The following is a 16,500-nucleotide window of genomic DNA, read 5'->3' as shown; positions in this document are numbered from 1 at the left end:
CGAGACCGGGATGTTCGGCGAACCGGCCGCGCCGGACGGGGCCGCGCCCTAGGATCTGCCCGACGTTCCTCGAGCGGAGAGCAGGCATGACGACCTTCACCAACACTGTGCTCCAGATCCTCCCGCAGGCGTTGCTGCTGATCGTGGGGCTGTTCGGCCTGATCCTCTCGATCAACCGGCGCTCGCGCGGCGGCTCCGGGCTGATGGTGGCCGCCTTCGCGGTCATGCTCGTCACCACGGCGCTGGACATCGTCTGGCGGATCATGCTGGCGAACGTCGCGTCGTGGATGGCGTCGGACCACCTGAGCACCTCCGAGATGACGACGATCTTCACGATCGTGGGCCTCACGCTCAGCGTGCTCGAAGTGCTGTCGTGGCTGCTGGTCGTGCTCGGCATCGCGAAGGGCGGCCGCGCGCCGCAGCCCGGTTTCGCGCCGGGCGGGTATCCGACGGGCGGACAGCCCGGGTATCCGCAGACCGGGTACGGGTATCCGCAGGCCGGATACGCGCAGCCGGGCTATCCCGCGCAGCCCCAGCCTGGATATCCCCAGCAGGACCCCGGTCAGCAGTCCGGCTACTCCCAGCCGCTGCCGCCGCAGTCCAACCCGGGCGAGGGACCGCAGCAGCCGCCGAACTGACGCCGGTCAGACCGCCGTTTCGGCTTCGGCGCGGGCAAGAATCGCGGCCACGGTTTCCCCGACGGTCAGCTCCGACGTGTCCAGCCAGAGCCCGAGGTGCGGGGTCTTCTCCCGCAAGTACGCGTCCAGCCCGGCGATCCCGGTGTCGCCCGGCTGGTACGCGACCTTCCCCCGCGTCGCTTCGCGCTGCGCCACCACCTCGGCGCTCGGTGCCAGAACCACGACGTAACACGGGCGCGTGCGCAGCGCGCCGACCATCTCGGTCAGGTGCTCGCCGAGCACGATGTCCTGCAGCACCACGGTGAATCCGGCGTCGGCGTACCCGTCCGCGACCCGCGCCGCGAGCGCGTACCGGAGCCGCAGCTGGCGGACCGCCTCGGCGGGCGGGTCGGCCGGGCCCATCTCGACCCGGCCGTTGACCACCATCCGCCGGAACGCGTCGCCGCGCACGTGCACGGATTTCGGCAGCCGTTCGGCGAGCGCCTGCGCCACCGTCGACTTGCCCGCCGCTTGGATGCCGGTCACCAGGAAGATCGTCACACCGCGGACCCTGCCGTCTTCACCGCCGGTCCGCCAACGATTTTCAGCTTCGCTTCCTGCGTCGTCGTGCGGCAACCAGCAGGACGAAGCCGGTGAGCAGGCTGAACAGCGAGCCGGCCAGCAGATTCCGCACCGGCGTGCCTGTCGAGGCCAGCGGCGGCGTGCTCGGCGGACCAGTCGGCGGCACCCCTGGAGTCACCGGAGTGTCCGTGGAACAGCCGGATTCGGTCCCGGTGACACAGCTGGTTCCCGGATTCGGGGAGACCACGACGTTGCGCAGATGGCTCCCGGCTGCGGCTTCGGGGTTGACGGTGATCGAGTACGTGACCGTGACGGTCTGGCCGACCGCCAGGGTCCCGTGCCAGGTCAGCCGCGACCCGGTCTGCTCGACGGTTCCGCTGGTTGCTTGGGCGTCTTGGTTGTACGTGGCATCGTCCAGGACGTCGGAAAGGTCGTCGACGAACGCCGCGTCCGGGTAGGCGGCGGTGCCGGTGTTGATCAGGTCGACGGTGTAGGTGACCTTCTCCCCCGGCTTCGCTGTCGACACGCCTGCGCGCTTGGCGATCGTCATCTCGCGCACCGGGGTTTCGGTGCCGCACGCCGGATCGCGGGTCTGGCAGTTCGTGTCGTCCGGGCTCGTGACGGCGTTGCGCAGGATCCGGTCGCCCCGCGGCGGATCCCCGACGGTCACCGAATACCTGATGGTGACCTGCTCGCCCGCCGCGACCGGGCCAGTCCACTGTAGACGGGGTTGAGCAAAGTGGACGGTTCCGGCGGTCGCCGTGGCATCGCCGTTGTAGGCGGCGTCGTCCAGGACGCCGGACAGGTCGTCGGTGAACGACGCGTCCGGCTGCGGTGCCTCGCCGAGGTTGCGCACGGTCACGGTGTAGGCGACCTTTCCGCCGGGTTGGGCGATCGCTGGATCGGCGGTCTTGGTGATCCGCAGGTGCGGCTTCGGCAGCACCACGCGGCAGTCCGGATCGGCCGAGCCCTCCGGGCAGTTCGAGCCGGTTCCGGTGACGGTGTTGACCAGCCGGTGGTCGCCCGCGTTGGTGACGGTGACCGAGTAGGTGATGGTCGCGGTGGCACCCTTGGCCAGGTCTCCGGTCCAGGTCAGGTTCGGCGGTGCGACCGCGACCGTGCCGATGTCCGCCTTGGCGTCGCCGTTGTAGGTCGCATCGTCGAGCGCGCCCGAGAGGTCGTCGGCGACCGACGCGCCGCGGTAGTCGGCCTCGCCGACGTTCTCGACGGTGATCGTGTAGCTGACCCGGTCGCCGGTTTTGATCTCCGCCGGGGTCGCGGTCTTCGTGATCTTCAACTCCGGCAACGGCGTGACCGTCCCGCAGTCCGGATCGTGCCCGCCGGGCGGGCAATTGCCGCCGCCGGTGACCGCGTTGGCGAGCTTCTTGTCGCCGCGCGGCGGGTCGTGCACGGTGACGGTGTAGGTGATCGTCACCGTCGCACCGGCTTCGACGTCGCCGTTCCAGGTCAGTTTCGGTGCGGTGTAAGCGGTTGTGCCGCTGGTCGCGTGCGCGTCGTTGTGGTAGTTCGCGTCGTCGAGGACGCCGGTCAGGTCGTCGGTGACGGTCGCGCCGCGGTAGGCGGCCTTGCCGTCGTTGGCGACCAGCACGGTGTAGGTGACGGTGTCGCCGGGCCGGGGGTCGGACGGCGTCGCGGTCTTCTTGACGTGCAGGCGGGCGACCGGGGTCACCGGATTGCACTCCTGGTCGGTGTTTCCGGGCGGGCAGCTGGAATCGACCGGGCCGGTGATCGCGTTGCGGAGTTCGCTGTCACCGGCGGGCGTCGCGCCGACGGTGACCGAGTAGGTGATCGTCGCGGTCGCGCCCGCGGGCAGGTCGGCCGTCCAGGTCAGGGTGGGTTCGGCGTAGGCGACGGTGCCCGCGGTGGCTGTCACGTCGTTGTTGTAGGTCGCGTCGTCCAGGACGCGGCTCAGGTCGTCGGTGAAACTCGCGCCTCGATACGTTGCGGTGCCGGGGTTTCGGGCGGTCACCGTGTACGTGACCTTGTCGCCGGGCTGCGCGGTCGCGGGCGACGCGGTCTTCAACAATTCGAGCGCGCCGACGCCGGTGTCGGTGCCGCAGTCCGGGTCGGTGGTGCCGGGCGGGCAGGTCGAGCCGTCGGGTCCGGTGACGAGGTTGCGCAGGTGCTTGTCCCCGGCGGGCGGGGTGCCGACTGTGACGGAATAGCGCACCGTGACCGTGGCACCGGCCGGGACGTCGCCTGTCCAAGTCAATCGCGGGGCGGTGAAGGACGTGGTGCCTGACGTGGCTGTCGCGTCGTCGTTCCAGGTCGCGTCGTCGAGGACGCCGGACAGGTCGTCAGTGAACGTCGCGGCCGGATAGGCGGCTTCGCCGATGTTGTGCACGGTCACGGTGTAGCGGACCCGCTCGCCGGGTTTGGCGTCGGTTTTGTCGGCGGTCTTCTTGAGTTCGAGCGCGCCGATCGGGGTTTCGGTGGCACAGTCCGTGCTGTCCGGCGGGCAGTTGGAACCCTCGGGGCCAGTCACGGTGTTGCGCAGTTGGTGGTCCCCGCGCGGCGGCGAGTGCACCGTGACGGTGTAGCGGATCGTGACGGTCTGGGCGGCGGGGATGTCGCCGGTCCAGGTGAGTTTCGCCGCGTTCGGGTCGTAGCCGGGTTGCGTCGATGCCGGAACGCCGCCGATCGTGGCGGCGGCATTGTTGTTGTAGGCAGCGTCGTCGACCACGCCAGTGAGATCGTCGGTCAGCGTCACCGCGGTCGCCGTCGCGCCGCCGATGTTCTCGGCGGTGATCGTGTACGTGACGGTGTCGCCCGGCTTCGCGGCGGCGGGCGAGGCGGATTTCCGGATCACCAAGCCGGAAATCGGTTCGTCCGTGGTGCACTCGGGGTCCGTGCCGCAGTTCGAGCCGTCCGGGCCCACTACCCGGTTGGTCAGGCGGCGGTTTCCGCTCGGCGGGTCGGCGACCGTCACCGAGTACGTGATGGTGACCGTGGTGCCTGCCTTGACGTCGCCGGTCCAGCGCAGCGCCCGTCCTGGCTCGTAACTGATCGTGCCGGATCCGGTGGCCTTGGCGTCGTTGTTGTAGGTGGCGTCGTCGAGGACGTCGGTCAGATCGTCGGTGACGCTCGCCCCGGCCCAATCCGCTGTGCCGTCGTTGGTCACGGTGACCGTGTACGAGACGACGCTTCCCGGGCTGGGATTGGCGGGCGACGCGTGCTTCGCGATCTTCAGCGTGGCGATCGGCACGACGGTCGAACACGCCGGATCCTGCGACGCCTCAGCGCAATTGCTCTCCGGCACCGTCACGACGTTGGTCAGCTTCTTGTCCCCGCCGGGCGGCTTTCCGACGGTCACCGAGTAGGTCATGGTGACGGTCTCGCCCGGCGCGATCGCACCGGTCCACGTCAGCTTGCGGCCGTCGTAGCCCGGCTGGGTCGGCGTCGGCGCGCCGCCGGTCGTGGTGGCCGCGTCGTCGTTGTACGCGGCGTCGTCGAGGACCGCGCTCAGGTCGTCGGTGAGCCGCGCGGCCGGGGCGGGTGCGTCGCCCTCGTTGGTGATCGTCACCGTGTACCGCACGGTGTCGTCCGGTTTCGCGGTCTGCTCGCTGGCGGTCTTGCCCACCACGAGGCGGGAGGTCAGGTTCGGCGCGATAGCGCAGCTCGCCAGGTCGGTGATCGGCCAGGAGCCGCCGGATTCGGACGTGATCCGGCCGACCTGGTTGTCCTGGGCGTTGCCGCCGGGGACCAGCGTCGACGCGCCGGTCCGCGAGTCCACTTTGTACAGTGCGCCGCCGTAGTAGCCGAGGTAGATCGAGCCGTGGAAGTAGGCCATGCCGTAGTTGTTGAACCCGTTGCCCGATCCCGGCCCGACGACGCGCACCGCCCGCGTCGTGGTCCCGGTGGCTGGGTCGAGCCGGTAGACGTAGGTCGAGCCGCCGTAGGAAATGCCGTAGTACGCGCCGCCGTCGGCGTCCACGAACAGGTCCGGCACCGGGGATCCGCCGAGGAAAACGGGATCGTTCGACGGCACCGGCGTGAGGTTCGAGCCCCGGGTCCAGACCGTCGTCGCGCCGGTCGAGAGGTTCATCCCGAACAGCTTCGGCGCGCCGCCGTTCTGCGCGCCGAACAGCATCCCGGTATTGGGGTCCGCGGTGATCCCGCCCCAGTTCACCCCGGCGGGCAGCGCGCGGGCCTGGCCGCCCGCGATCTCGTCGGTGACCTGGTCAGTGCCGGAAACGTGCTTGTAGAGCGTGCGGTTCGCGCTCGTGTAATTCGAGTAGAACGCGGCGGGACGGCCGGAGTCGGGGTCCTTGCCGAGCGCCATATTGGTCGACCAGTAATCCGGCAGCCCGCTGCCCGCCCGTTTGCTGATTACCGTGTTCTGGATCTCGGCGTCCCCGGCGGCGTCGGTGCGGAACTGCATGCCCGAGCGGAAATTGCTGTAATAAAGGTGGTCGCAGTCGAATGCGGACGGACTCTGCTCGCCCTCGACCGGCCACGTCTGCGCCGACGCGGGAGCAGCACCGCCCACCACCAGGCCCGATACCGCGACCGCCGTCACGAGAACCTGCACGGCGAACCGCCGGACCGCTTTCCCGCTCCCACCCGCCCAGCGCACCATGATCGCATCGAATCAACGCGAACCGCCGCCGACAACTCGAAAGCACGGCCGGGCGCACAAGTCACCCGCTTGAGTTCCCCTGAGCTGTCGGAAATGCATTCTTGGCTACCGCGAGACAGTCGCCTGAATCAGCTCGTACGCCAGATCCAGCCGGACGCCGTCCGGATTGGCGAGCCCCTCCTCGTCGTACCAGGACGCGTCGGCCTCCGGATGCGGCCCGCTCGCCCCGACCCGCCCCTTGCCGTACGGCGCGACGACCACCGCGGCCGCCCCGTTCGGATAAGTCGCCAGCACCGCCGCGGCGGCACCCTCGTCCAGCCGGAACGCGGGCCCGTCCTGGAAATACATGTGCCGCCGCTGTCCGCGCCAGCTGACCTCGACGACGGTGTCGCGCTCGTCCGGAACCGTGGCGCCCGGCGAACCGACGTACCCGTGCGTGTCCCCCGGCAACAGCCCGAACCCCGGATCGCGGCCCGCCAGATACCCGCCGAAGCACAGCCCGAGATAGCTGCCGCCGGCCCGAACCCAGTCGCGCACCGCGTCGGCCGATCCGGCCAAGTCCCGCCAGGTCCGGTCGAGGTCCTGCCCGCCGCCCGGCTGAACGTACAACTGCGCCTCCGCCAGCACCGCCGCCGTGAGCGGCTTGCCCGTTCCCGGACCCACATACTCGACCCGGTAATGCTGCGGCGCCCCGCGCAGCAGATCGGCGACCGCGGGCCCGCACTCAGCACACCCCTGCGGCCCGTTGTAGACCAGCGCGAGCGGCGCTTCCACACCGCGCGCCGGGGATTTCTCTTGTCTGCACCCCGCCGCCAGCAGCACGGTGGCGAAGAGGAGAGCGCACAACACCCGTCGCCTCAAGACCGGAGGCCGACCGGACATGGTTTTCTCTCCCCTGATCGCCGGTCCGCTGATGCTAGCTTTCCTCACGAAGATCTCTTCCGCCTCTTCCCGCCTGAGGAACCCGATGCCCGCCTGGCCCGCCACCGAGGCCGACGCTCTCGCCGAACAACACCGCCTGCGCACCCTCGTAGACCCGACCGGCCCAGCCCTCGCCGACGGTGCCTTGGTAGCCGGAGTCGACGTCGCCTACGACGACGAACGGAACGTGGTCGTCGCAGCCGCCGTACTGGTCGACTTCGCCTCTCACGAAACGGTAGAAGAATCGACCGCGGCCGGACCGGTCAGCTTCCCGTACGTCCCCGGTTTGCTCGCCTTCCGCGAACTCCCGCCGGTCCTGGACGCCCTCGCCGCGCTGCGCCACCGCCCAGACCTGGTCCTCTGCGACGGCTACGGCTTGGCCCACCCGCGCCGGCTGGGTTTGGCCAGCCACCTCGGCGTCCTGACCGGTCTCCCGACTGCCGGAGTCGCCAAAACGCCGTTCACCTTCTCCTACGCCCAACCCGGCCCCTTGCGCGGCGATTGGTCACCACTGCTGGACGGCACGGAGGTGGTCGGCCGCGCCCTGCGCACGCGCCCGGACGTCAAGCCGGTCTTCGTGTCGGTCGGCCACCGGATCGGCCTGGCCGAGGCCTGCGACGCGACGCTGGCGCTGGCCCCGAAGTACCGCTTGCCCGAGACGACCCGCAGAGCGGATTCCTTGTGCCGACGCGCGCTCGCGGAAGCTCTCCGCGGCGAAGCCTGATGAACAGTCCCGAACGACTCGCGTTCATCGCGGAGCGACCGTGTCCGCCATCGCGGTATGTCCGCCAAACCGGCCTCGGCCGCTCCGCGGCACCACGCTGAGCGCCAGTTTTCAGCTTGCCTTCAGCCAGTCGCCGATAACCGCGAAATCCTCCTCCGCGAGACCACGTCCTGGCTCGACGCGGTGCAGCAGCGCACGGCCGGGATGCCGAGCGAGCACCCACTCCCGGTCGCCGTCGGTGATCTCGTCGTCCACCCAGACAAACGGACGCCCGTCGGCCCAGGCAACCAAGGTCCGGGTCTTCCAGTGCATGCCGAACCACTGGTCTTCGCGCTCCTCCGCCGGCGAGCGCTCCGGCCAGCGCACGACCGGCAGCGGCGGCAGCCCGAGCCGAGTCGCGAGCTCGGTGTTGGCCTCGTCTTCCCACGTCGTCGCCCACACCAGCTCGACCGGCAGCGAGGCGAGCCGGATCCCCCACCGGGAATCGAGCCGCCGCAGCGGATCCGCCTCGCGCTGCTCGCAGCCAGGTCCGAAGGGAAGCAGCGTTCCGTCGACGTCAAGGAAGAGCACCGAACGGCGATCCAAGGGAGATTTCATCGCGGCGCCAGCTTATCCAGTTGAACCGGCATCACCGTCGCAGCTACGTTCACCGGCGAACGGAGGGATGCCCGTGACGGTCATCGACAAGATCGCCTGGATCCGGTTCGACGCGGGCCGGATCCTCAGCACCCGCTCCCGAGGCAAGGACGTCTACTACCTCCCCGGCGGCAAACGCGAACCCGGCGAGACCGATCTCCAGACTCTCATCCGCGAAATCGACGAGGAGCTCGCCGTCGCCATTACACCCGAAAGCGCGAAGCATTTCGGCACTTTCCAAGCCCAGGCGCACGGCCACGCAGCAGGCACCCTTGTCCGGATGACCTGCTACACCGCCGACTACCGCGGCGCCTTGACCCCCAGCAGCGAGATCGAGGAAATCGTCTGGCTGACCTACGCCGACCGGAGCCAGGTGTCCCCGGTCGACCAGGTCATCTTCGACCACCTGCGCGAGACCGGCCTGCTAGCTGACGCTCCACATTAGACACTCGTCGCGCGCGCCTGGAGTGGAAAAGCGCCCGCTAAGCCTCCGGCACCCCGAACCCCCCTCCCCCGCCAGACTCGCACCGCAGCACGTCCCCGCGCCGCACCCGGAGGCTGTTCACCTTCAACATCTCCCGTGCCTCCGGCGTCCCCGGATTCAGCACCACCCGCGGCGGCGCACCGGACGACCCGCCGAACAGGCCCCACGCGGGGGTCACCGATCGCTCCCACCACAGCGACAGGTCCTGATCCGCTTCCATCACGTACTCCCGGATCACCCCGTCCCCGCCGCGCCAGCGGCCCGCGCCTCCCGAGCCCGTGCGGATGCGGTATTCGTTCACCCGCACCGGATACAGCGTTTCGACCACCTCCACCGGCAGGTCGCGCAGCGAGCCGTTGACGTTGTTGATCAGCGCCGTCTCCCCGTCACCGCCTTCCCAGGCGCCCCAGCCGCCGACGGTCGCTTCCAGGGTCACGAACGGCTCGCCCGTCCGCGGGTGGTCGCCAGCGAACTGCACGATCATCGAATCGCCGTAGCTGGCCGCGGCGACGCGGTCCGGCATCGCGGGCGCGAGCGCGGCCACCACGAGATCGATCAGCATGCCGAGGCTCGAGTAGTAGTACTGACACGCCGCCGGTTCCCGCGCGCCGAGCATCGACCCGTCGCGGACCTGGACGTCCAGCGGTGCGAACGAACCGCCGTTCAGGCTGACCTGCGGCGAAATCAGCAGCTTGTACCCGACCCGGGCGGCGGAAATCGCCTGGGAGCGGCCGCAGTTGACCGGGCCGGTGGCCTGGTCGGCGCAGTCGGTGAGGTCGATCGTCATCGATTCGCCCTCGACGACGACCCGCACGCGCACCTTCAGCGGCGTGTCCGGGTCGATCGCGTCGTTGTCCAGGTAGCCGGTCGCCTCGTATTCGCCGTCCGGTATCGCGGCGATCCGTTCGCGTTCCAGCCGTTCGGTCTGGGCGAAGATCTGCTCGCGCGCGGCGTCGACGGTTTCCGCGCCGTAGCGGGCGAACAACTCGCCGAGGCGCCGCACGCCCATCCGGGCACAGGCGATCTGCGCGCGCATGTCCCCGAGGGTCACGTACGGAAACCGCACGTTCGTCTCGATCAACCGCAGGATGTCCATGCATTCGACGCCGCCCGCGACGATTCGCGTCGGACCCATCCGGAGGCCCTCTTGGTAGATGTTCGTGGAATCCATCGACCCGCCGGGGTCCTTGGAACCCATGTCGATCCAGTGCGCCCGGGAAGCCGCGAAACCGACCAGTTCGTCGCCGACGAAAATCGGCGCGTACACGGTGCAGTCGTTGAGATGCGTGCCGCCGATGTAGGAGTCGTTGAGCACCCACACGTCGCCGGGCTGCCAGACGTCCGCGCCGAACAGATCCTCGGTGTGGCTGGTGCAGATCTCCAGGTTCCCCAGGAAAATCGGCAGCCCCGAGGACTGGCCGAGGACCCGGTGATTCCGGTCCAGCAGCGCGACGGCGCAGTCTTTGCCCTCGTAGATCGTCGGCGTGTAGGACGACCGGATCAGGGTCATGTTCATGTCCTCGGCCGCCTGGATCAGCGCCGAGCGGATGATTTCGGTGGTGACGGGGCTGATGCTCACGCGTGTTCCTCCTGCAGGTGGCCGGCGGCCGCGAGGGTGACGACCAGGAAGCCGCGGTCGTCGACGGCGAGTTCGGCGTCCGGCGGGACGACCGTGGTGGCGGTTTCCTCGTGCACGATCGCGGGTCCGGCCAACCGGCTGCCGGGCGCGAGCGACGAGCGCGCCACGATCGTGGTGGGCACCGGCTGTCCGGCGAAGACGACGTCGCGAACCACCGGATCCGGCCGTTCTGCGCTCGCTTCGGCAGCCGCCGCAGAACGGTCGACGACGCCGTGTCCGGTGGTGCGGAGCGCGACGAACTGCACGGGCGCGCCAGGGGTAGCGTGGCCGTACCGCTGGTGGTGGATTTCGGCGAACCGCGCTTCGACGGCGGGCAGGAAATCGGGGCTGTCAACCGGGTCGTCGTCCAGGATCGGCACAGTCAGGGTGTAGTCCTGGCTCTCGTAGCGCATGTCGACACCGTGCGTCACCGAGCGACGATCCTCGGGGATTCCCTGCTCCTGCAACGCTTCCAGCGCCTGATCGCGCAGCGAATCGAGCGCCACCCGCAACGCGCGCGTGTCGAGTTCGGCTCCGTTGGCAAAGAACTGCATGGTGAAGTCCCGCCGGACGTCCGCCTCCAGCATGCCCCACGCCGAGAACGCGCCGGGGAACCGCGGCACGATCACCTCGGTGATGCCGATTTCCTGCGCGATGAACGCCGCGTGCATCGGCCCGGCTCCACCGAACGCGAGCAGCGCGAACTGACCCGGTTCGCGGCCGTGCTCGACGGTCAGGGTCCGGATCGCCTGCGCCATCTTGGCGTTGCCGACGTCGCAGATCCCCGACGCCAACTCGATCGGGTCCATGCTCAGCTGCTGCGCCAGCGTCGAGACGGCGGTGCGCGCGGCGTCCAGGTCGAGCGGCATGCCGCCGCCGGCGAACGACTCGGGATCGACCCGGCCGAGCACGCAGTTCGCGTCGGTGACCGTCGCCTGCGTGCCGCCGCGGCCGTAGCACGCCGGACCGGGCACCGCGCCCGCCGATTCGGGCCCGACCCGCAGCGCGTCGCCCTCGGCGTAGGCGAGCGAACCGCCGCCCGCGCCGACGGTGTGCAGGTTGACCAGCGGCATCAGCAGCGGGAAACCCTCCGCCTCGCCGTCCGGCGACACGTCGGCGGCGTAGTCCATGACCAGGGAGACGTCGAACGAGGTCCCGCCCATGTCGACGCAGATCAGGTCCGGACGGCCGAGCAGCTTCGCCGCCGCGACGCCGCCCATCGTGCCGCCGACGGGGCCGGACAGCAGGGTTTGCAAGGGATGCCGCCGCGCGAACCCCGCGTTGACCAGGCCGCCGGAGGACTGCATGACGTGCACCGGGACGTGCAGGCCCTTCTCGGTGAACCGCGCTTCGATGCGGTCGAGATAGCGGTGCACCGACGGGCCGGTGTAGGCCTCGAGCACCGCGGTCGACGTCCGCTCGTACTCCCGCCATTCCGGCGCGACCTCGTGGGAGAGCACGACCAGCGCGTCGTCGCCGAGTTCGTCCCGCAGGATCTCCCCGGCGCGGCGCTCGTGCCCGGAATCCAGGTAGGAGAACAGGAAACACACGGCGACGGCCTCGAAACCCTCTTCGCGCACGCGTTTCGCGACCAGCCGCACGGCGTCCTCGTCGAGCGGTTCGAGCTCCGCGCCGGTGGCGTCGAGCCGTCCGGCGACCTCCGCGACCGCTTCCGGGCCGACGAGCGGGGCGGGCTTGCGGTAATGCAGGTCGAACAGCCGGTTCCGGTTGCCGCGCGCGATCCGGTAGACGTCGCCGATCCCCTTCGTGGTCAGGATCAGCACCTTCGCGCCGCGCCGTTCGAGCAGCGCGTTCAGGCCTTGCGTGGTGCCGTGCACGAAGAACTCGACCTCCGCGAACGGCAGGTCGAACCCTTCCAGCGCGCCGAAAACGCCGCGCGCGAGGTCGTCGGGGGTGGTGAGCACCTTGCCCGCGCGCAGCCGCTGCGTCGCGCCGTCGTGGACGACCACGTCGGTGAAGGTGCCGCCGATGTCCATGGCGACCCGGTAGGTCATGGGAACTCCTTGTCGGATAAGGGAAATCAGGTGAGCGCGCGACCCTCGGTCTCGGGCAGCGGAAGGACGGCGAGCAGCGCCACGACGAGGAAGGCGACGATCGACGCGACGGTCAGCGACGACGCCACCCCGTGGTCCATCATCGCGCCGATCACCGGCACCGAAACGGTGTTCGCCAGCAGGATCGCCGAGGTGGACCAGGAGTAGCCGACGCCGCGCAGCCCGGTCGGCAGCACCTCGGCCGACCAGGTGTTCCAGATGCCCCAGGCACCGAGCGAGAAGAACGCGAGGATCAGGTTGCCCGCGTACAGCTGCGTGGAACCGGTGGCGAGGCCGAACAGCACCCCGCCGATCGCCGAGGCCAGCGCGAAGAGCAGGAAGATCCGCTTGCGCCCGTGCCGTCGGGTCAGCCACGCGGCGAGCAGGTAGCCGGGCACGGACACCACCTGCGTCACCGCGACGAACCACAGCGCGCCGGACACGCTCAGCCCTCGGTTCTGCAGCAGGACCGGCAGCCAGGTCTGCAAACCCCAATAACCCCAGCTGAAGGTGAACGACGTGAGCAGCATCGGCAGGAACCGGCGGCGCACCGGCGAACGGAACAGGTTGCGCACCGCGCCCGCCTTGCGGTCGGCGTCCTCGACAGAAAACCTTGTGTCGGCGGGGATTTCCGCACCGAGACCGCGCAAGACCGCGGCGGCCTCTGCGTGCCGCCCGCGCCGCGCGAGCCAGTACGGCGATTCGGGCACCCAGCGCAGCACGGCGAACGCCCACAGCCCGGCGAGCGCGGCGACAACGGCGACCGCACGCCAGCTGATCGTGCCGAGCGACTGGCTCACGCCGATGCACAGCAGCGTGCCGATCGGAAACCCGATGCTGAGCGCGACCGCGCCTTGGCCGCGGCGAGCGGTCGGCAGCAGTTCGAGGAAGTACGGGAACGTGACCGCGTAAACCCCGCCGAACGCGACGCCGGACAGGAACCGCAGCACGACGAACGGCCAGAACGCCGGCGAAAGTCCCGCCGCCAGCGCGAGGACCGCGTAAATCAGCAGGCTCGCGACCGTCACGCGGCGGCGGCCGAGCCGGTCGATCAGCCCGCCCCACAGCAGCGCGCCGGGCACCATGCCGAACGCGACCGCGGACAGGGCCCAGCCCAGTTTCGTGTTGTCCACGCCGAATTCGCCCGCGATCCCGTTCGAGACGTAGACCAGCCCGACCTGTTCCCAAGCCTCGACGACGAACGCGAAGAACAGCACCGATCCGGCGAGCCAATGCCGTCGGGTCAGCCCCATCCCGGTGCAGACGTCGCCGACGGTCGGCGCGGCGGCGGTGGGCGGGGCGGGCTCGTGCGGGGCGGCCATGGCGCCTCCTATCATCATCAAAACGTTTTGATGAGCTTTCGCGGCATCAAACCCGCGCGCCGGTGCGGTGTCAAGCCCTCCTGGGCCGGCCGGTGGGCGATACTGGGCCGTCCGGAGGCAGCGCGAAGGGGAACGACGGTGGAGACCGAGGGCGGCAAACGGCCGGTGACGATCCGGGAGGTCGCCGAGCGCGCCGGGGTTTCGATCAGCACGGTTTCGCACGCGCTTTCCGGGCGCAGGCCCATTTCCGCGGCGACCAAGGCGCGGGTGCGGGAGGCCGCGGCGGAGCTGGGCTACGACCCGAACCCGAACGCGCGCTCGCTGCGCACCGGCCGGTCCGGGCTGGTCGGGCTCATCCTGCGGCCGCGCTACGCGGTGGCCGGCACGCCCGACCGCGCCGAGACGTTCAACCGGCTCGTCGGCTCGATCGCGACCGAGATGCTGCGGCACAAGACCGGCCTGATCCACGTCCCCGACCTCCACGACCCGGCGGTGGCGAGCGTGCCGATGGACGGCTGCATCGTGGCCCACCCCTACGGCGGCGACACCGCACTGGCCGAACTGCTCGGCCGCGGCCTGCCGGTGGTGACCGTCGAGGAGGACCCGGAGCAACCGGACCTGCCGTGGGCGGTGCGGCTGGACTACCCGCCGGTGGTCGAGGCGCTGCTGGACCACCTCTACGACCAGGGCGCGCGTGACGTGCTGCTGCTGTCGGGCACCGAGGACAACGCCTGGAACCGGCGGCCGCGCGAAACCTATCTCGCGTGGTGCAAACGGCGCGCACTGCCGCCGCGGACCGCCTTGCTCAGCGAGGGCTTGACTCCCGGGGACGTGCCCGAACTGGTGCAGCCCTTACTGTCCGGCCCGGACCGGCCGGACGCGATCGTGGTCGCGACCAGCGATTTCGCCCCGCTCATCGCCGACGCCGCGGCCGCACAGGGCCTGCGCATCCCGGACGATCTGCTGCTCGCCGCGCTGACCGACAGCGAACACGCCCGCACGAGCGCGCCGCCGATCACCGCGATGGACCTGACGCACGAAGCTTTGGCCGAACGCGCGGTCGACCTGATGCTGGCGCGGCTGTCGGGCGCCGAAACGCCTGCGGGGCCGGTGTTCCTGACTCCGGAACTGCGGCTTCGGGGGTCGACTCGGCGCGAGGGCTGACTCCCGACGGGATGCACCGCGCTTTTCGCCGTGCGTCCAGCACTCGCGAGCTTGGCGGCCGCCCGTTCCCGCTGCCGGGATGAGCCGCGCTTTCGCCGCACCTCCAACACGCGCGAACCCGGCGGCCGCCCGTTTCCGCCGCCGGGATGAGCCGCGCTTTCCCCGGTGCGTCCAGCACTCGCCAGGTCGAGCCCGGCGGCCGCCAGTTCCCACCGCCGTTTTCGCAGCACCTCCAACACGCGCGAGCCCAGCGGCCGCCCGTTCCCGCCGCCGAGATGAGCCGCGCTTCCCCAGGCGCGTCCAGCACTTGCCAGGTCGAACCTGGCAGCCGCCAGTTCCCACCGCCGCTTTTCGCAGCACCTCCAACACTCGCCAGGTCGAGCCTGGCGGCCGCCTTCCCGCTGCCGGTCCGGGACCGCGCGCACCCCATCAGCCGCAGCCGCCCCCCACGGCGAACCGCGCCAGCCCAACGCTGTTCCCCGCCAAGCCAGTACTTGCCTAAGAGGAAAGTGACGGGGTACTTTCTCCTCAAGCAAGTACTCTCGGACAGACAAGGAGGCGGCCATGGCTGAGCAACCCTCCCCGGAAGAGGCGGCCCGCGCGTTGCGGGACGTCGACCACCGCAGGGACCAGGCACTGGACGAACTGCACGGCGCGAAGTGGGTGGACGTCGTCTTCGCGCTCGTCGTCTTCCTGTATCTGGCTTCGGCGGACTTCCTGCCCAGCGCAGCCGGGTGGAAGGGCCTCGTCCTGGCCGTGCTCGTCGTGGGCTACGTGCTGATGCTGCGCACCCGCCGAGGTGCGGCGGTGCTGGGTCACCGCGTGCGAGTGGACAAGTCCGCGATCCGGCCGAGGTTCGCCATCGCGCTCGTCTTCGTCCTCGTGTGCGTGGCGGCGGCCGTCGCGCTGGCGCTGCTGCACATACAGATCCCTTACGGGAACACAATCCTGGGCGCAGTACTGGCGATCGCGCTGATCGGGTTCGGACAGCACTTGCGGCGAGGGTTGGCCGCGCTGATCCGGCGCAGCCGTTCGGGAGGCGCGCCGCATGGCCATGCCTGATCTGGATCCGCTCCTGCTCGACCCCACCCGGCTGTCCATCGCGGCGTTGCTGTCCGGGACCGAGTGGGCGGAGTTCAGCTGGGTCCGCGACTCGGCCGGGCTGTCGGATTCCGCGCTGTCCAAGCAGATCGCGAACCTGGCCAACGCCGGATACGTCGAAGTCAAAAAGGGGTACGTGGGCAAACGTCCGCGAACTTGGCTCAACCTCAGCGGTTCCGGGCACCAGGCGCTGCGTGCGCACATCGCGGCACTGAATCAGATCGTCGAGCAGTCGCAGCGGGTGGAACGCCGCAGCTGAGTCTGCCCGAAGTGTCCACTGTGGAGTAAATGGCCGATCGCGGCGACCTGCTGGCCACCGCGATCGGCCGTCCGGCTAGTCGACCGGCGTGACCTCGGCCATTTCCGACCAGGCCGCACCGTCGAGGTTCTGGTAGTTGATCTCGGGCTTCTTCGCGACGACCGTCGACATGAACGGGAAGAACTCCTGCGCGTGCTGGGTCGCGACGTGCGCGTCCCCGGCGGCGCTGTCGGCGAAGACCTCGACCATGACGAACTCGTTCTCGTCGCCGCCGTTCTGGTAGTAGTCGAACGAGACGTTGCCCGGTTCGCTCCGCACGTTCGCGGTGTAGCGCTCGATGCCTTCCAGCCACTCGGCTCGCTTCTCGGGACGGATCTGTGCTTTGAGGACGATCAAGATCATGCCCCGAGTATCGCAA

General features: G+C 69.9%; 14 protein-coding genes. 6 read left to right on the top strand and 8 right to left on the bottom strand.

Annotation, left to right across the window (positions count from 1 at the left end; all coding sequences use genetic code 11):
* Nucleotides 1-86 precede the first annotated feature (86 nt).
* The gene (locus FKO37_RS24145; RefSeq protein WP_238608425.1) at nt 87-638 is read left to right on the top strand and encodes a hypothetical protein; all 552 of its coding nucleotides are present in this window, start codon (nt 87-89) and stop codon (nt 636-638) included.
* A 6-nt stretch (nt 639-644) separates the two neighbouring features.
* On the opposite strand, the gene FKO37_RS24140 is transcribed toward FKO37_RS24145, so the two are convergent.
* The 3 genes from FKO37_RS24140 to FKO37_RS24130 form a co-directional block, all read right to left on the bottom strand.
* Nucleotides 645-1,178 carry an AAA family ATPase gene (locus FKO37_RS24140; RefSeq protein WP_238605844.1) on the bottom strand — a complete coding sequence of 178 codons (534 nt, stop codon included), beginning with the start codon at nt 1,176-1,178 and terminating at the stop codon, nt 645-647.
* Nucleotides 1,179-1,221: 43 nt separating this feature from the next.
* Nucleotides 1,222-5,799, bottom strand: coding sequence for a DUF11 domain-containing protein (locus tag FKO37_RS24135; protein WP_238605843.1), 4,578 nt, complete (start codon nt 5,797-5,799; stop codon nt 1,222-1,224).
* Nucleotides 5,800-5,904: 105 nt separating this feature from the next.
* Nucleotides 5,905-6,681, bottom strand: a complete 777-nt coding sequence (locus tag FKO37_RS24130) for a BPL-N domain-containing protein (RefSeq protein ID WP_238605842.1) — start codon at nt 6,679-6,681, stop codon at nt 5,905-5,907.
* An 85-nt stretch (nt 6,682-6,766) separates the two neighbouring features.
* Between FKO37_RS24130 and FKO37_RS24125 the strand changes: the two genes are divergently transcribed.
* Nucleotides 6,767-7,444 carry an endonuclease V gene (locus FKO37_RS24125; protein WP_238605841.1) on the top strand — a complete coding sequence of 226 codons (678 nt, stop codon included), beginning with the start codon at nt 6,767-6,769 and terminating at the stop codon, nt 7,442-7,444.
* Between the two features lie 111 nt (nt 7,445-7,555).
* Here the strand turns inward: FKO37_RS24125 and FKO37_RS24120 are convergent, their stop codons facing one another.
* Nucleotides 7,556-8,041 (bottom strand): HAD domain-containing protein, encoded by a 486-nt coding sequence (locus FKO37_RS24120; RefSeq protein ID WP_238605840.1) that lies wholly within the window; start codon nt 8,039-8,041, stop codon nt 7,556-7,558.
* Between the two features lie 73 nt (nt 8,042-8,114).
* Here FKO37_RS24120 and FKO37_RS24115 point away from each other — a divergent pair, with 73 nt between their 5' ends.
* A complete protein-coding gene (locus FKO37_RS24115) occupies nt 8,115-8,525 on the top strand; it encodes an NUDIX domain-containing protein (protein ID WP_238605839.1) in 411 nt (136 codons plus the stop codon).
* 37 nt (nt 8,526-8,562) lie between these two features.
* Here FKO37_RS24115 and FKO37_RS24110 read toward each other — a convergent pair whose 3' ends face one another.
* The 3 genes from FKO37_RS24110 to FKO37_RS24100 are packed head-to-tail and all read right to left on the bottom strand — an operon-like array spanning nt 8,563 to nt 13,558.
* Nucleotides 8,563-10,143: a hydantoinase B/oxoprolinase family protein gene (locus tag FKO37_RS24110; protein WP_238605838.1), complete on the bottom strand. Its 1,581-nt coding sequence runs from the start codon at nt 10,141-10,143 to the stop codon at nt 8,563-8,565.
* Nucleotides 10,140-12,197, bottom strand: coding sequence for a hydantoinase/oxoprolinase family protein (locus tag FKO37_RS24105; RefSeq protein WP_238605837.1), 2,058 nt, complete (start codon nt 12,195-12,197; stop codon nt 10,140-10,142). Before FKO37_RS24105 ends, FKO37_RS24110 begins: the two co-directional genes overlap by 4 nt.
* 26 nt (nt 12,198-12,223) lie before the next feature.
* The gene (locus FKO37_RS24100) at nt 12,224-13,558 is read right to left on the bottom strand and encodes an MFS transporter (protein ID WP_238605836.1); all 1,335 of its coding nucleotides are present in this window, start codon (nt 13,556-13,558) and stop codon (nt 12,224-12,226) included.
* A gap of 138 nt (nt 13,559-13,696) precedes the next feature.
* Between FKO37_RS24100 and FKO37_RS24095 the strand changes: the two genes are divergently transcribed.
* The 3 genes from FKO37_RS24095 (at nt 13,697) to FKO37_RS24085 (ending at nt 16,082) form a co-directional block, all read left to right on the top strand.
* A complete protein-coding gene (locus FKO37_RS24095; protein WP_238605835.1) occupies nt 13,697-14,722 on the top strand; it encodes a LacI family DNA-binding transcriptional regulator in 1,026 nt (341 codons plus the stop codon).
* Nucleotides 14,723-15,286: 564 nt separating this feature from the next.
* Nucleotides 15,287-15,784, top strand: coding sequence for a hypothetical protein (locus FKO37_RS24090; RefSeq protein ID WP_238605834.1), 498 nt, complete (start codon nt 15,287-15,289; stop codon nt 15,782-15,784).
* Entirely contained in the window at nt 15,771-16,082 is a 312-nt protein-coding gene (locus tag FKO37_RS24085; RefSeq protein WP_238605833.1) for a transcriptional regulator, read from the top strand. Before FKO37_RS24090 ends, FKO37_RS24085 begins: the two co-directional genes overlap by 14 nt.
* A 75-nt stretch (nt 16,083-16,157) precedes the next feature.
* On the opposite strand, the gene FKO37_RS24080 is transcribed toward FKO37_RS24085, so the two are convergent.
* Nucleotides 16,158-16,484, bottom strand: coding sequence for a putative quinol monooxygenase (locus FKO37_RS24080; protein WP_037811504.1), 327 nt, complete (start codon nt 16,482-16,484; stop codon nt 16,158-16,160).
* Nucleotides 16,485-16,500: the final 16 nt, after the last annotated feature.

This window comes from Amycolatopsis sp. Poz14 (genome assembly GCF_006704225.1).
Taxonomy (GTDB): Bacteria; Actinomycetota; Actinomycetes; order Mycobacteriales; family Pseudonocardiaceae; genus Amycolatopsis; species Amycolatopsis nivea.
Note: the sequence above shows the minus strand (reverse complement) of the source record. Positions and strands in the feature narration are given on the sequence as shown.

Bases quoted from the DNA above. Each gene is read 5' to 3' on its own strand.
- FKO37_RS24145 (WP_238608425.1), top strand. From the start codon at position 87: ATGACGACCTTCACCAACACTGTGCTCCAGATCCTCCCGCAGGCGTTG.
- FKO37_RS24135 (WP_238605843.1), bottom strand. From the start codon at position 5,799: ATGGTGCGCTGGGCGGGTGGGAGCGGGAAAGCGGTCCGGCGGTTCGCC.
- FKO37_RS24130 (WP_238605842.1), bottom strand. From the start codon at position 6,681: ATGTCCGGTCGGCCTCCGGTCTTGAGGCGACGGGTGTTGTGCGCTCTC.
- FKO37_RS24125 (WP_238605841.1), top strand. From the start codon at position 6,767: ATGCCCGCCTGGCCCGCCACCGAGGCCGACGCTCTCGCCGAACAACAC.
- FKO37_RS24120 (WP_238605840.1), bottom strand. From the start codon at position 8,041: ATGAAATCTCCCTTGGATCGCCGTTCGGTGCTCTTCCTTGACGTCGAC.
- FKO37_RS24105 (WP_238605837.1), bottom strand. From the start codon at position 12,197: ATGACCTACCGGGTCGCCATGGACATCGGCGGCACCTTCACCGACGTG.
- FKO37_RS24100 (WP_238605836.1), bottom strand. From the start codon at position 13,558: ATGGCCGCCCCGCACGAGCCCGCCCCGCCCACCGCCGCCGCGCCGACC.
- FKO37_RS24090 (WP_238605834.1), top strand. From the start codon at position 15,287: ATGGCTGAGCAACCCTCCCCGGAAGAGGCGGCCCGCGCGTTGCGGGAC.
- FKO37_RS24085 (WP_238605833.1), top strand. From the start codon at position 15,771: ATGGCCATGCCTGATCTGGATCCGCTCCTGCTCGACCCCACCCGGCTG.
- FKO37_RS24080 (WP_037811504.1), bottom strand. From the start codon at position 16,484: ATGATCTTGATCGTCCTCAAAGCACAGATCCGTCCCGAGAAGCGAGCC.